13 protein-coding genes and 1 pseudogene are annotated in these 13,776 nt (G+C 66.8%); 6 read left to right on the top strand and 8 right to left on the bottom strand.

The window, feature by feature from the left end:
* Positions 1 to 12: 12 nt before the first annotated feature.
* Positions 13 to 504 (bottom strand): carboxymuconolactone decarboxylase family protein, encoded by a 492-nt coding sequence (locus tag AC1DCZ_RS12025; protein ID WP_476974783.1) that lies wholly within the window; start codon positions 502 to 504, stop codon positions 13 to 15.
* Between the two features lie 684 nt (positions 505 to 1,188).
* Between AC1DCZ_RS12025 and clpB the strand changes: the two genes are divergently transcribed.
* Positions 1,189 to 3,864, top strand: a complete 2,676-nt coding sequence (clpB, locus tag AC1DCZ_RS12020) for an ATP-dependent chaperone ClpB (protein WP_476974782.1) — start codon at positions 1,189 to 1,191, stop codon at positions 3,862 to 3,864.
* A gap of 84 nt (positions 3,865 to 3,948) precedes the next feature.
* Here the strand turns inward: clpB and AC1DCZ_RS12015 are convergent, their stop codons facing one another.
* On the bottom strand, positions 3,949 to 4,773 hold the full coding sequence (locus AC1DCZ_RS12015) for a septum formation family protein (RefSeq protein WP_476974781.1): 825 nt from the start codon (positions 4,771 to 4,773) through the stop codon (positions 3,949 to 3,951).
* A gap of 291 nt (positions 4,774 to 5,064) precedes the next feature.
* On the opposite strand from AC1DCZ_RS12015, the gene AC1DCZ_RS12010 reads away from it, so the two are divergent.
* Together AC1DCZ_RS12010 and AC1DCZ_RS12005 are read left to right on the top strand one after the other, a co-directional pair.
* A complete protein-coding gene (locus AC1DCZ_RS12010) occupies positions 5,065 to 5,298 on the top strand; it encodes a DUF3073 domain-containing protein (protein ID WP_082492711.1) in 234 nt (77 codons plus the stop codon).
* Positions 5,299 to 5,531: 233 nt separating this feature from the next.
* Entirely contained in the window at positions 5,532 to 6,314 is a 783-nt protein-coding gene (locus AC1DCZ_RS12005) for a VOC family protein (protein ID WP_476974780.1), read from the top strand.
* Between the two features lie 72 nt (positions 6,315 to 6,386).
* Here the strand turns inward: AC1DCZ_RS12005 and purM are convergent, their stop codons facing one another.
* The 3 genes from purM to AC1DCZ_RS11990 all read right to left on the bottom strand — a co-directional run bounded on the left by purM (position 6,387) and on the right by AC1DCZ_RS11990 (position 9,615).
* Complete coding sequence (gene purM / locus AC1DCZ_RS12000) at positions 6,387 to 7,550, bottom strand: phosphoribosylformylglycinamidine cyclo-ligase (RefSeq protein ID WP_476974779.1); 1,164 nt, start codon at positions 7,548 to 7,550, stop codon at positions 6,387 to 6,389.
* Complete coding sequence (gene purF, locus AC1DCZ_RS11995) at positions 7,547 to 9,226, bottom strand: amidophosphoribosyltransferase (protein ID WP_476974778.1); 1,680 nt, start codon at positions 9,224 to 9,226, stop codon at positions 7,547 to 7,549. Before purF ends, purM begins: the two co-directional genes overlap by 4 nt.
* Positions 9,227 to 9,291: 65 nt before the next feature.
* On the bottom strand, positions 9,292 to 9,615 hold the full coding sequence (locus AC1DCZ_RS11990; protein WP_476974777.1) for a hypothetical protein: 324 nt from the start codon (positions 9,613 to 9,615) through the stop codon (positions 9,292 to 9,294).
* 135 nt (positions 9,616 to 9,750) lie between these two features.
* Between AC1DCZ_RS11990 and AC1DCZ_RS11985 the strand changes: the two genes are divergently transcribed.
* Entirely contained in the window at positions 9,751 to 10,599 is an 849-nt protein-coding gene (locus tag AC1DCZ_RS11985; protein WP_476974776.1) for a class I SAM-dependent methyltransferase, read from the top strand.
* A 108-nt stretch (positions 10,600 to 10,707) separates the two neighbouring features.
* Here the strand turns inward: AC1DCZ_RS11985 and bcp are convergent, their stop codons facing one another.
* Together bcp and AC1DCZ_RS11975 are read right to left on the bottom strand one after the other, a co-directional pair.
* Positions 10,708 to 11,187, bottom strand: coding sequence for a thioredoxin-dependent thiol peroxidase (gene bcp, locus AC1DCZ_RS11980; protein ID WP_476974888.1), 480 nt, complete (start codon positions 11,185 to 11,187; stop codon positions 10,708 to 10,710).
* 103 nt (positions 11,188 to 11,290) lie between these two features.
* Positions 11,291 to 11,434 (bottom strand): annotated as a pseudogene (locus tag AC1DCZ_RS11975) (hydroxypyruvate isomerase); the annotation flags it as partial.
* Positions 11,435 to 11,615: 181 nt separating this feature from the next.
* Here AC1DCZ_RS11975 and AC1DCZ_RS11970 point away from each other — a divergent pair.
* Positions 11,616 to 12,569 (top strand): serine hydrolase, encoded by a 954-nt coding sequence (locus tag AC1DCZ_RS11970; protein WP_476974775.1) that lies wholly within the window; start codon positions 11,616 to 11,618, stop codon positions 12,567 to 12,569.
* Between the two features lie 109 nt (positions 12,570 to 12,678).
* Here AC1DCZ_RS11970 and AC1DCZ_RS11965 read toward each other — a convergent pair whose 3' ends face one another.
* The gene (locus AC1DCZ_RS11965; RefSeq protein WP_476974774.1) at positions 12,679 to 13,182 is read right to left on the bottom strand and encodes a hypothetical protein; all 504 of its coding nucleotides are present in this window, start codon (positions 13,180 to 13,182) and stop codon (positions 12,679 to 12,681) included.
* Positions 13,183 to 13,586: 404 nt separating this feature from the next.
* Here AC1DCZ_RS11965 and AC1DCZ_RS11960 point away from each other — a divergent pair, with 404 nt between their 5' ends.
* Positions 13,587 to 13,757: a hypothetical protein gene (locus tag AC1DCZ_RS11960; protein ID WP_476974773.1), complete on the top strand. Its 171-nt coding sequence runs from the start codon at positions 13,587 to 13,589 to the stop codon at positions 13,755 to 13,757.
* Positions 13,758 to 13,776 lie beyond the last annotated feature (19 nt).

Here is a 13,776-nt window from a genome sequence, read left to right as displayed (position 1 = left end):
TGCTCCGGCCTGCTAGTCGCGGGCCGGGCGGACGGGGTGCTGGCTGACGATGGAAACGCGGTTGAAGGCGTTCATGGTGATCGCTAACCAGCTCACGGCGGAGAATTCCTCGGCCGTGAGGTGCTTCCGGGCCTGGCCGCCTTCGCGTTCGCGCGCGCGGGCGTCGGAGATGTTGGTGACAGCCTCGGCCAGGGCCAGAGCGGCGCGCTCCTTCTCCGTGAAGAGGCCGGTGTCCCGCCAGGCGGCAAGGACGGCAAGGCGCTGGGCGGACTCGCCGTTCTTCACGGCGTCGCCAACGTGCAGGTCCAGGCAGAAGGCGCAGCCGTTGATCTGCGAAATGCGGACGTTGAGTAGCTCGATCAGGGACCCGTCGAGGCCCGCATCCGCCGCCGCTTCCTTGGCTTTCAAGCCCAGGCCGTTGAGCGCGCGCCACGCTGCCGGGTGCGCCTTGTCCAGGAAGACGCTCCGGTGTTCGGTTTGCGGGGATGCAGATGACTGGTCCATGGTTCCCACAATACCGACGCGCCCGGGACGACATTCGCGCATGGCATGACAGTTTTTGTCAAAAGTGTGACAAGATTTCGGATGAAGGGTATTTGATTCGGTGGACGGCTCCTTGGGGGAGCCGGCCACCGAATCGCTTTCCGGGTCGGTGGCATATTTTTGGGACATGTCCACTGGTCCAGCGTGCGGGGTGACATGTCCGTGGGTCGGGCGCGGACAGGGGACATGCTCCTGGATCCGGGGCACCCTGGGGGACATGCTCAGTCTTTGGCTTCGGAGATGGGCATGAGGGGGATATGTCCGGCGGTGCGGGGTGCCGGAGAGCATGTCCAGTGGTCGGGCGGGGCGCGCGGCGATGGGTCCGCCGGTCGGGCGCGGACAGCAGCGGACTTACCCCTGGATCCGGGGCGCCCTGGGGGACATGCTCAGTGCTGGTCTCCGAGAATGGGCATTTCGGGATCATGTCCGGCGGTGCGGGGTGCCGGAGAGCATGTCCAGTGGGGGTGCAGAGATTCTATGCCCATGCCGCGCCCGTTCCCGTGCCCGCCCCGCCCCCGGCACCTCCGCCCTCCGGCCCTAGACAGCCGTTTCGCTGTGGGCAAACATGGAGCCCAAGGGGACAATTGCAAAGTTGAGCGCGCTAGACTCAACTTTGACTCAGTACCATTCCGGAAGGAGCTCTCTTTGGACGCCAAATTCACCACCAAGAGCCAGGAGGCTCTTTCGGCAGCAGCCATGAACGCCTCGACGGCCGGGAACCCGCAGCTCGAGCCTGCACACCTGCTCAAGGCGCTCATGGACCAGCGGGAGGGTGTCGCCGTCGCCCTTCTCCGCGCGACCGGAACCGACCCGGACGCGGTCAGCGTCCAGGCGAGCACCGCCATCAAGGCTCTCGCCTCCACTTCCGGCAGCTCCGTGCAGCAGGCCCAGCTGTCCCGCACCGCCATGCAGGCCATCAAGAATGCCCAGAACGAGGCCGAAAGGCTCGGCGATAGTTTCGTCTCCACCGAGCACCTGCTGCTCGGTCTCGCCTCAGGGAGCGACGGCGTCGGGAAACTTCTCCGGGACGCCGGCGCCTCCCACGAGGCGCTGCTCGCCGCGCTGCCCGGGGTGCGCGGAGACCGCAAAGTGAACAACGCAGACCCGGAAAACACCTTCCAGGCGCTGGAGAAGTTCGGCACCGACCTCACCGCGATCGCCCGCGCCGGCAAGCTGGACCCCGTGATCGGCCGCGACGCCGAGATCCGCCGCATCATCCAGGTCCTGAGCCGGCGGACCAAGAACAACCCTGTGATCATCGGCGAGCCCGGGGTGGGCAAGACCGCCGTCGTCGAAGGCCTGGCCCAGCGGATCGTGGCCGGCGACGTGCCTGAAAGCCTGCGGGGCAAGACCCTGATAGCCCTGGACCTTGCCTCCATGGTGGCCGGCGCCAAGTACCGCGGCGAATTCGAGGAGCGGCTCAAGGCAGTCCTGGAGGAGATCAAGAACTCCGAGGGGCAGATCGTGACGTTCATTGACGAGATCCACACCGTGGTGGGCGCCGGCGCCACCGGGGACAGCTCCATGGACGCCGGAAACATGCTCAAGCCCATGCTCGCCCGCGGCGAGCTCCGCCTGATCGGCGCCACCACCCTGGACGAGTACCGCGAGAACATTGAGAAGGACCCGGCCCTGGAGCGCCGGTTCCAGCAGGTGTTCGTGGGCGAGCCGAGCGTGGATGACACGATCGGCATCCTGCGCGGCCTCAAGGAGCGGTACGAAGCCCACCACAAAGTCGCGATCGCGGACTCCGCCCTCGTGGCCGCGGCTGCGCTCTCCAACCGCTACATCTCCGGCCGGCAGCTTCCGGACAAGGCCATCGACCTCGTGGACGAGGCCGCCTCCCGGCTGCGCATGGAGATCGATTCCGCGCCGGAGGAGATCGACCAGCTGCGCCGTTCCGTGGACCGACTGACCATGGAAGAGCTCGCCCTGGCCGGCGAGACCGATGCCGCCTCCGTGGAACGCCTCGCCGCCCTGCGCGCGGACATGGCAGACAAGAAGGAAGAGCTGGCCGCCCTCAATGCGCGCTGGGAGGCCGAGAAGGCCGGACTGAACCATGTCGGCGACCTCAAAGCCCGGCTCGACGAGCTGCGTTCCGCCGCGGACAAGTACCAGCGCGAAGGCGACCTCGAGGCCGCCTCCCGGATCCTCTACGGCGAGCTCCCTGCGCTCGAGCGGGAGCTGAACGCCGCCGCGGAAGCGGAGTCGGCCCGCGTGGCCGGCGGAGGCCCCAAGCAGGAGCTCATGGTGGCCGACGAGGTCACCGCCGATGACATTGCCGAAGTGATCTCGGCCTGGACCGGCATCCCCGCCGGGCGCATGCTGCAGGGCGAAAGCCAGAAGCTGCTGGAGATGGAGCATGTGCTCGGGGAGAGGCTGATCGGCCAGAAGAAGGCCGTCACCGCGGTATCCGACGCCGTCCGCCGTGCCCGCGCGGGGATCAGCGACCCCAACCGGCCCACTGGTTCCTTCCTGTTCCTGGGTCCCACGGGCGTCGGCAAGACCGAGCTCGCCAAGTCCCTCGCGGACTTCCTGTTCGACGACGAACGCGCCATGGTGCGGATCGACATGTCCGAGTACTCGGAGAAGCACTCCGTAGCCCGGCTCGTCGGCGCCCCTCCTGGTTACGTCGGCTACGAGGAGGGCGGCCAGCTGACCGAGGCTGTCCGCCGCCGCCCGTACTCCGTGGTGCTGCTGGACGAAGTGGAGAAGGCCCACCCGGAGGTGTTCGACATCCTCCTGCAGGTGCTCGACGACGGCCGCCTCACCGACGGCCAGGGACGCACCGTGGACTTCCGCAACGTGATCCTGGTGCTGACCTCGAACCTGGGCAGCCAGTTCCTGGTCGATCCCGGCCTGGATGCGGCCGCCAAACGGGACGCCGTCATGGCCACTGTGCACGCAGCCTTCAAGCCCGAGTTCCTGAACCGGCTGGACGAAGTCGTGCTGTTCGACCCGCTGAACGTCGAGGAGCTTTCCGAAATCGTGGAGCTGCAGGTCAAGGAACTCGGCGAGCGGCTCAAGGGGCGCCGGCTGAACCTGGAAGTCAGCGAAGGCGCCCGCGCCTGGCTGGCCGTGACCGGTTTTGATCCGGCCTACGGTGCCCGGCCGCTGCGCCGCCTGGTGCAGCGCGAGATCGGCGACCGGCTGGCCAAAGCCATCCTGTCGGGCGAGATCGCGGACGGGGACACCGTGCTGGTGGACACGGCACCTGACCTCATGGAGCTCACCATGGGCGGCGCGCGCACTGGGGACCGGCCCGACGGCGGCGCCTCCACGGGCAGCGGCCTCTCCGTCCGGCGCAAGGACGCGGCGTAACAGCCGGCAGGAGCGTGCTGACGGCCGGGCCACGGCCTGGCTGTCAGCACGCTTGAGTCCAGCTGGGCGCTTGGAGCTGCGCGCTTAGGTCTGGGGGAGCAGGGACTCCAGGATGACGTTGCCGGTGTCCGCGACGGCGTAGCAGTCCACGCGCCGGTCTCCCTTATCCCAGCTGGAGGAGCTCGGGTAGGCGAGTTTGTAGCTCAGGATGTAGTCGGCCGGTTTCTTCGTGATGGGTGCCGAATTGCAGGCATCCAGGGCCTTCTGCTTGAGCGGGTCCCGGCCGGGGTATGCATCCGAAGCCTGATAGCGGTCGATGGCGACCAGCTGGGCCGAGTGGCCGGTGTCGCAGGCGACGACTGTGGCCTGCGTCGAATTCGGGTCGAAGTCTTTGAAGCAGTCGCCCAGCTGGAATTCCAAAGGGTTGACTCCTTCCAGCGGCAGCGGTCCGCGGCTGGCCGGTGCCGACGACGAAGCCGCGCCGGTAGCCGGCGTGCTGTGCTCGGCTGTGGGCTTCGTGCCGCCGCCGAGCGAAAACGCTGCCCACCAGATCACAAGCCCCAGGAACACGAGTCCGGCTGCAGCGGCGCCGACCCGCTTGGGACTCTGTGTCCTCATCCAGCCGCCGAGAACGGCAACCCTGCCGGCGACGAGCTTTGCGGCGCCGGACGCCGGGCGGCCGGGCTTGCGGCTGCGCTCGCGTTCGACCGGAGGCACCGCGGGGCGCAGGGGCTGCGGAGGGGTGAACGGCGGCGCGGAAGGCTGGACGGCCGGCGGCACCACCGGGGACGCCGACGTCGGCGGCGATGACGGACGCGGGGGCACCGAAGGGAACTGCCTGCCGCCGGGCTCGCCTGCAGGGGGAGTCCCAGGCACCCCGGCATCGTGCCTTGCGTTCTCTTCAGTCACTGAGAAATTCACCACTTCCGTGCGTCTTGACCGTTGCTGGAGGCACGGCACCGTGGCCCTTTTCCGGGAGTCCACTACGGAACTCTATCGAAGAAGCCTGCACGCTCGCATGCCCAGGCGGCCACTGACCCGGTTGCGGCAGACGCCACGTTCTCCACAGGGGCGGGACCGGCAAGCAGCCGGGGCCGAAAGCATGTAATCTAGGTGTACGACAAATTGACCAAACATTCCGGGGCCTCACTAACGCCAATGGTGACCACCTCCGGTCCGAGTACAAAAGGGGGTCACGCCATGGGGCGCGGCCGTCAAAAGGCAAAAGCTACCAAGCAGGCTCGGGACATTAAGTACTACTCCCCGAACACTGACTACTCTGCTCTTCAGCGCGAGCTCAAGAGTTCTGAGGGTCGTGCACCGAGTCGTTTCTCGAGCGAGCCTGTTGAGCCGGATTATTCGGCCTATGTGGATAAGTACGCGGACGATGTGGAAGAGGACGACGACGAGGTAGATTCCCGTCGGATAGGTTAGTCGACACTTCTTTCCGGCATGTTCTTCCTTAGCGGATTGCCGACCACATGATTTCAGGCCCGCCGGCCGCTCCCATCACGGAGTGGACGGCGGGTTTTCTGCTGCCCGGGCACGTGGCCGCCATGGCCTCCGTGCCGCCACGTGCCGCGCAGTTGTCCCGGCCGGGCCCTCAGGCTAGGTTGATTCTGCCGGACGCATCCGGAATCCACGCGGTTCATCCTGGAAGGTTAGCCATGACAGTTCGCACAGCGTTTAGTGAGGGCGAAGTCTGCTGGACGGACCTCCAGACCAGGGACGTGGACGCGGCGAAGGATTTCTATGCGGCCGTCTTCGGCTGGCGCTACGAGGACCTGCCCACTCCGGACGGCCGCAACTACGCGCAGGCTTTCGTGGGCGATGAACTTGTCACGGTCATCGCCCCGCAGAACCCACAGCAGGAAGCCTCCGGCGCGGAGGGACAATGGCACGTCTATTTCGCCGCGGACGATGCGCAGGACCTTGTCCTCGAACTGGCGCATTCCGGCGGAACCGTCGAATTCGGGCCTGAAGCCGTGAATGACACTGGCGTGATGGTCTTCTTCGCCCCGCCGGGCGGCGGCACCACCGGGGCCTGGCAGGCAGGGAGCCATTTCGGGGCCGCCCGCAGCCAGGAACCCGGCGCGCTGGCCTGGGCCGAGCTGCTTACGCCCGAGCCGCAAGCCGCCGTCGGATTCTTCCAGCAGCTGTTCGGGCATGAGGTCACCGAGTACCCCCAGGACGACGGCGGCACCTACACGACCCTCATGGTCAACGGCACGGAGGTCGCCGGGATCGCCCCGCTGCCGGCGACCGTCGGGGTTCCCCTCCAAGCGGGGTGGCAGGTGTACTTCGGCGTCTCCAATGTCGCCGACGCGGTGGACGCGGCCGTGGCTGCGGGCGGTGTGGTGCTCGTGGAGCCGGAGGAGGTCGAGGAGGCCGGCATTATCGCCACCCTCCAGGATCCCCAAGGCGGAGTGTTCAGCCTGCTTGAGCTTTAAACGCCATCGAGTGCTCCATTAGCGCCGTTTTGAAGCTGCTAAACGGCCGTTATGGAGCACTCGATGGGGCATTTAGGCGTAGGCGTTGACCAGGCGGACCGCGCCGCCGTCGACGCCCTTGGCGCCCTGTACGTAGTCCGGGCCGGTCTTGAGGATCGAGTCCGAGTTCTCTTCCACGGTGCCCATGACCCAGGACGGCAGCCCGCGGTCGTTGAGGCGGTTCACCGCGGCGTCGGCGACGTCGGCGGAGACGATCGCGACCATGCCCACGCCCAGGTTCAAGGTGCGCTCAAGGTCCGGCAGCGGGACGTTTCCGAGCTCGGAGACCAGCTTGAAAATGGCCGGCAGCTCCCAGGTGGCGCGGTCCACCGTGGCCAGCAGGCCCTGCGGGAGGACACGTGCGAGGTTGGCGGCGAGGCCGCCGCCGGTGACATGGCTGAAGCCGTGGACGCCGCGGGCGGAGTTCACCGGGAACGTGCGGGCCAGGTCCAGGCAGTCCGCGGCGTAGACGCGGGTGGGTTCCAGCAGCTCCTCGCCCAGGGTGCGGCCGAGTTCGGAGACCTGGCGGTCCAGGGCCCAGCCGGCGTGGTTGATCACGCGGCGGACCAGCGAATAGCCGTTGGAGTGCAGGCCCGAGGATGCCATGCCGATCACGACGTCGCCGGCGCGGACGCGGTCCGGGCCGAGGAGGTCGGCGGCTTCGACGACACCGGTGGCGGCGCCGGCGACGTCGTACTCGTGCTCACCCAGCAGGCCCGGGTGCTCTGCGGTTTCGCCGCCCACGAGGGCGGTGCCGGCGACGGAGCAGGCGGCTGCGATGCCGCGGACGATGTCCGCGATGCGCTCGGGGACAACCTTGCCGCAGGCGATGTAGTCGGTCATGTAGAGCGGTTCGGCGCCCACGACGACGATGTCGTCGACCACCATGCCGACGAGGTCGAAGCCGATGGTGTCGTGGATGTCCATGGCCTGGGCGATTGCCACTTTGGTGCCGACGCCGTCGGTGGAGGTGGCCAGCAGCGGGCGCTTGTAGGTGAGCAGCCTGGAGACGTCGTAGAGGCCGGCGAATCCGCCGACGCCGCCGATGACAGAGGAGTTGTGGGTCGCCTTGACGGCGTCCTTCATGAGTTCGACGGCGCGGTCGCCCGCCTCGACGTCGACGCCGGCAGAGGCGTACGTGATGCCTGCGGCGTTCTGGGCGGCGTTCATGTCGGCGGCCGGGGAAGCGGAAGTCATACGGGCTCTTTCTTGTCGGCAACGGTTGCATGATCGACGGGGTGGACGCGATCAGCGTCGGTGAGCAGTTCCTCGAACTCGGCGTCCGGGCCCGGATCGCAGCCGTCGGCACCGGATTTGTCGGCCGGATCCTCGTCGGGGCTGATACTGGCGGCGGGGTCTGCCTGGCGGGCAGGGGCAATCGTCGTGGCGGCGGCGGGCAGGCCGCCGAGGTCCGTGCGTTCCAGCAGGTTCTTGCCGAGCTTGTCCGCGCCCGGAAGCTCGATCGGGTACTTGCCGGTGAAGCAGGCGGTGCAGAGGCGTTCGCGCGGCTGGCGGGTCGCGTCGATCATGCCGTCCTCGGAGATGTAGGCCAGCGAGTCGGCGCCGATGGCCTGGGAGATTTCCTCGATGGTGGCGCCGTTGGCGATCAGCTCCGCCCGGGAGGCGAAGTCGATGCCGTAGAAGCAGGGCCACTGGACCGGCGGAGAGGAGATCTTGACGTGCACGGAGGCGGCGCCGGCTTCGCGGAGCATCCGGACAATGGCCCGCTGGGTGTTGCCGCGGACGATCGAGTCATCCACCACCACGACGCGCTTGCCGCGGATCACCGATTCCAGGGCGTTGAGCTTGAGCCGGATGCCGAGCTGGCGCAGGGTCTGCGAGGGCTGGATGAAGGTGCGGCCCACGTAGGCGTTCTTGACGAAGCCGTGCGCGAACGGGATGCCGGATTCCTCGGCGTAGCCGACGGCCGCCGGTGTGCCCGATTCCGGAACCGGGATGACGATGTCCGCTTCCTGGGTGTTTTCGCGGGCCAGCTGGCGGCCCATCTCGACACGGGACTCGTACACGGAGCGGCCTGCTATGGAGGCATCCGGGCGGGCGAGGTAGACGTACTCGAAGACGCAGCCGGCCGGCGTCGCCTCGGCGAAGCGCTGGGAACGCACGCCGTCCTCGTCGATGGCGATGAATTCGCCGGGCTCGATTTCGCGGATGAAGCTGGCGCCGACGGTGGCCAGGGCGGACTGTTCGGAAGCGACGACCCAGCCGCGTTCCAGCCGTCCCAGGCACAGCGGACGGATGCCGTAGGTGTCGCGCGCCGCGTAAAGGGTGCCCTCGTCCATGAAGACAAAGCAGAAGCCGCCCTTGATCTTGGGCAGGAGTTCCAGTGCGGTCTGTTCGAGGGATATGCCCTCTTCGCCCTCAAGGAGTGCGGTGACCAGGGCGGTGTCCGAGGTGTTGCCTTGCTTCATTTCGCCGCTGAGGTGGCCGCCGTTGCGGTCCATGATCATGGCTTTGAGCTCGGCTGTGTTGGTCAGGTTGCCGTTGTGGGCCAGGGCCACGGTGCCCGTGGCGGTGGCGCCGAGAGTGGGCTGGGCGTTGGCCCAGTGGCTGGCGCCGGTCGTGGAATAGCGGCAGTGGCCGACGGCCAGGTGCCCGGTCAGGGTGTTCAGCGTGGTCTCGTCGAAGACCTGGGACACGAGCCCCATGTCCTTGTAGACGTTGATCCGCTTACCGTCGCTGGTGGCTATGCCGGCCGACTCCTGACCGCGGTGCTGCAGCGCGTACAGCCCGTAGTAGGTGAGTTTTGCTACCTCTTCACCTGGTGCCCAGACCCCGAAGACGCCGCAAGCGTCCTGAGGGCCCTTTTCGCCAGGGAGAAGATCATGAGAAAGTGTTCCATCGCCGCGTGCCACTGGTCGATTATCTCACGATGTGCGCCGGGACTTTCCCGGCAGCCGGTTTGTGACCTGCGGCCGGCTCAGCGGACGTCGTCGCCGTCGGCCTCGGGAACCGAATCAGGGACGGGCTCGACGACGGCGCGCTCGGCGCGTCGGACGCTCAGCCGGTCCAGCACGAGCGCCACGACGGCGCCCAGGAGGACACCTCCGGCGCTGCACAGGATCATGAAGAAGCCGAAGACCGAACTGCGGTCGAAGCTCGCATCCCCGGGAACTCCGTAGGCAAGCACCGCGGCGACGACGACGCCCACCAGCCCGCCGAGGATCAGGAACGGCACGTATTTCGGTGCCCGTCGCACAGTGATCTCGCGCGGCTGGGGCGCCGGAGTTTCTGGGGAAGACATGCCGTTAAGAGTACTGCCCCCCGCGCCCGCCACGCGCCCTGGCTGCCGGCCGGCGGTCTCATTGCTCCGGCTGTGCCAGGGGTGGACACTTGGGGTGGGGGAGAGCTAGGTATGGACTAGCTAGGGGGAAACGCCATGTCAGACTCGGCCAACCACATTCGTGACGAGCAACGGAGCATCTGGGATCAGTTCTCGGCCGGCTGGAAGAAATGGGACGCTGAAGTACAGGGCTGGCATGCACCGTTCGGGAATGCCATGATCCGGGAGGCACGTCTCCGCCGGAACTCCGCCGTGCTTGACGTCGCCGCCGGCACCGGTGAGCCGGGGCTGACCGCGGCCGCCCTGGTTCCGGACGGCAATGTCACGCTGACCGATCTGTCGGAGGGCATGCTCAAAGTGGCGGCCGAGAGAGCCGCAGCCAGCGGCCTCGTCAACGTGCGCACCGCCGTCAGTGACGCCGCCGCGCTGCCGTTCGCCGACGACAGCTTCGACGCTGTCTTCTGCCGCTTCGGTTTTATGTTCTTCCCCGATATCTCCGCCGCCCTGGCAGAGATGGTCCGCACGGCCAGGCCCGGCGCTCGGATCAGTGCCGCCGTCTGGGGCCGGGCCGCGGAAAATCCATGGGCCAGCCTCATCCTGGGGACGATCGCCCGGCACGCTGAGCGGCCGGTTCCGCCCGCGGGAGCCCCGGGACTTTTCCGATGCGCCGCCCAAGGCTTCATGTCCAGGGTCTTCACCGGCGCCGGCCTCATTGACGTGGCCGAGCACAAGGTCAGCACGGACTTGGTGCACGAGTCGCCGGAGAGATACTGGGAATTCATGACCGACATCGCGGCCCCGGTGGTGCTCGGGCTGGCCCAGGCCGACAAGGAGACCCGGGAACTGATCCGCTTGGACGTGTTCCAGATGCTGGGCCGCTACGAGCACGACGGCGCCATCCGGCTCCGGTCCACGGCCACGGTCGTGGCGGGGACCCGGGCGTAGCCAAGCCCGGGGATGCCGGACCGCTGCGCGCCGTTTCCGCGGCGTTTCCGGACAGCCGCTGCGTGGATCCGGCTGCAGCTGTCCGGAAACGCCGCGAAAACCGGGGAGCTAAACGCCGAGCTCTTCCTTCAGCGCCGCAACATGGCCCTGTGCTTTGACCTGGTATTGCGCGAGCTTCACATTGCCCTGGGGATCGAGGACCACGGTGGAACGGACGATGCCTTCGGTGACCTCGCCGTTGACCAGCTTTTCGCCCCAGGCACCGTAGGCGAGAGCCACGGAGTGGTCCTCGTCCGCCAGCAAGGGAAAGGTGAGGGCGAAGTCGCCGGTGAAGTGGGCCAGGGCATCCGGACCGTCGGGCGAGATGCCCAGGACCTCGTAGCCGGAACCCTGCAGGGAGGCGAGGTTGTCGCGGAAGTCGCAGGCTTCAGTGGTGCAGCCCGGTGTTGCGGCCTGCGGGTAGAAGTACACGATGACGTTCTTGCCGCGGTAGTCCGCCAGGGATACGGACTTGCCGCGGGCGTCGGGCAGGGTGAAGTCCGGGGCCTTCGTGCCCGGCTGAAGCTTGATGGTCGGATTGGGGCTCATGGGGATCCTTTGAGTGGGGCGTGGAATTAAGAGGCTGTGGTGCACAACACCGTCGTCGAGTGCTGTATTCCGTGGGATGGCCAGCCGCGGGGCCACCGTCCGGGATCACCGAGAGGACGTCGCCGGCTGTGAGGAGCGGGTATTTTGGGGTGCCGCTGACCGGTTCCAGGAGGACCGAACCGCCGATCCGGGAAACCGCCGCCGCCGCCGCAGCGAGGTTTGCCACGGCGAGCCCGTCCTGGGTCTCGGAGGGCTCGCGGTGCGGTTCAAACGGCCAACAGAATTCGGCGGCGTCAAAGCCGGCTGCCTTCGCCGCAGTGTAGGTCATGGTCAAAGTCCTTGTGAGGTCCACCGCGTCGATGGGCTGTTGATGGGTGACAGCTGTTTCATAGCTCCTGCATAGCTGGCGTGGCTAGCTTGAAGGCATCATGGAAGAACACACGCCGCCACAGCCACGTTACGGGTTCCGCCGCACTGCGATCGGGAGGCGCCGGCGCTGGTCTCCGGACCGGGTCCGCCGGCTAATGCTCACGGTGTGCGCGGCTGTCCTGGCCGTGGCACTGGCCGCCACCATCTACACCGCCGCCGAAGCCAAATCCGCCGCGCCGCGGACGCTGGCACCAGCGGCGCCCGCCGGAACGCCGGGGCCGGCTGCCCCTGCGGCCGGAATGACACCATCAGCGAAAACAGGATCCATCAATGAAGCGCTCGACGCGGAACTTAGCGGAATTATCAATGCCAACAGCCAGTACCAGATCGGTGTGGCGCTGATCGAGCTGTCCGATGGCGCGGCGCACGAATACGGCGTCCAGGAGCCGTTCGTGGCCGCGAGCACCGCCAAGGTCCTGGCGGCTGTTGCGTATTACCATCTCGTCGAAACGGGCGCGGCGTCCCTGGATGATTCCCTCGGGGACTACACCTCCGGATTCCAGATCAAGGAAATGATCCAGGACAGCGACAACGACTCGTGGTCGCTGATCATGGACGCGGTCGGCCACCCGGAACTTCAGGACTATGCGGCCTCCATCGGGGTGAGCTACGACCCCGAAACAAACACGCTGACCCCCGCGGAGATGGCCAAGATCCTGGCCGGTCTCTACGCGGGAACGCTCCTGGACCCCGACGACACCGCGCAGTTGCTCTCCTACATGCAGGACACCAACTACGAAACGCTCATCCCCGCTGCCGTGCCCGACGGCGTCACCGTGTTCCACAAGTACGGGCTGCTCGGCGGGGAGCTGCACGACGCCGGCATCCTCGCCAAGGACGGCAAGGCCTACGCCTTCGTCGTGTACACCAAGGGCGCTGACCAGAGTGATGTCCCGCAGCGCACCGAGGTCATCCACCAGTTGACGCAGGCGGTAGCAGGCGCACTCTTCTAGCGGAGCGGAGGGAAGAGCCCGGGGGAGCGGCACGGAAAGGCCAAGGGCGCGGGCCCCTGGCCTTTGCTGTGCTGGACCGGCACGTGACGGTGCCGGGACCCTTCAGCAATCAGTTGCCAATGGTTGCGACGTCGCTCATTTCCCAGTTAGTCCAGTCGGACCAGCTGCCGTTGTTGCCGCTGCGGACACGGAAGGAGACGACTTGGAACACCTCCTCATGGCTGCGGCGATCAACATTCGGCACGCGGTCGAAGCTGTGCACCGTGACGGACCTGTCCCGGTTATCGAACGACTCCCGGAACGTTGAGGAACCAAGGAAGTCTTCGTGCCTGCGTCCGTGATCGTCTTCGAAACGCCGTTGGCGGATTTCGACGGTCTTGTCGCCACGGCATGACACCGAGACCCGGAAGTCCACTTGTTGGGAATCCCAGCGGAAGCCCCAACGGGTCGTGGGCTTCAACGGATCGACTGTGCAACCGTGGTCCCAGGTTGACGCCTGAGCCGGTGCGGCCAAGGCGACAGGGCCTCCGATGAGCCCCAAAGACACGGCCGAGATCAGGGCAACCTTGGCCCCGAAGGGGCTGGATTTCTTTGTTACGGGAGTGATGGACATATCTGCTTGCTCCTACACGAGGATGCGAATCATCATCATGTGCGGACAGCGGGCCGCCGCGGGTTCCCTGTAACCGCGGCGCGGCAGGGCCGTCCGCTTTGAAATAGCTCACCCGTGCGAGACGGGCGTTCGATCCCGGATTCCGCCTGAGACATATGTCGAATCCGGTACTTTCATGGTGCGCCCGCCTGGGCCTCCGCGCCAGCCCTGTTTACCCGGAGCGAAACGCTATTTCGCCGAGAACCTGGGTTCGGTTCGGATCAATGTCCGGTCACCCAAGGGCTGCCCTTGTAGGGAACCTGCACTGCCGCCGGAGCCGGTGTCCCGTCCCTTCGCGTCTGGCCATCTTTTGGGGCTCATACCCCCGGGGGTATGATGAGGGAATCTACCGAAGGAGACAACGAATGTGCCGTGCAGTTACGTGCAAGAAATGCGGTAAGACGACGTGGGCCGGCTGCGGCCAGCACGTTGAGCAGGTCATGCGGAACGTACCCGGCGCTGATCGGTGCCGCGGCCATGAGGATGAAACCAGCACCAAGACCGGATTCTTCGCCAAGCTCTTCTCCCGGCGCTAGGCCGGAAAACAGCTAGCGG

It is taken from the genome of Arthrobacter sp. 10N418 (genome assembly GCF_056394725.1).
This window is presented reverse-complemented; position numbering and strand designations above follow the sequence as displayed.

Coding starts and splice junctions, on each gene's coding strand:
- AC1DCZ_RS11965 (WP_476974774.1), bottom strand. CDS start 13,182: ATGTCCATCACTCCCGTAACAAAGAAATCCAGCCCCTTCGGGGCCAAG.
- AC1DCZ_RS12010 (WP_082492711.1), top strand. CDS start 5,065: ATGGGGCGCGGCCGTCAAAAGGCAAAAGCTACCAAGCAGGCTCGGGAC.
- AC1DCZ_RS12025 (WP_476974783.1), bottom strand. CDS start 504: ATGGACCAGTCATCTGCATCCCCGCAAACCGAACACCGGAGCGTCTTC.
- AC1DCZ_RS11990 (WP_476974777.1), bottom strand. CDS start 9,615: ATGTCTTCCCCAGAAACTCCGGCGCCCCAGCCGCGCGAGATCACTGTG.
- purM (WP_476974779.1), bottom strand. CDS start 7,550: ATGACTTCCGCTTCCCCGGCCGCCGACATGAACGCCGCCCAGAACGCC.
- AC1DCZ_RS12005 (WP_476974780.1), top strand. CDS start 5,532: ATGACAGTTCGCACAGCGTTTAGTGAGGGCGAAGTCTGCTGGACGGAC.
- AC1DCZ_RS11970 (WP_476974775.1), top strand. CDS start 11,616: ATGGAAGAACACACGCCGCCACAGCCACGTTACGGGTTCCGCCGCACT.
- AC1DCZ_RS11960 (WP_476974773.1), top strand. CDS start 13,587: ATGTGCCGTGCAGTTACGTGCAAGAAATGCGGTAAGACGACGTGGGCC.
- bcp (WP_476974888.1), bottom strand. CDS start 11,187: ATGAGCCCCAATCCGACCATCAAGCTTCAGCCGGGCACGAAGGCCCCG.
- AC1DCZ_RS11985 (WP_476974776.1), top strand. CDS start 9,751: ATGTCAGACTCGGCCAACCACATTCGTGACGAGCAACGGAGCATCTGG.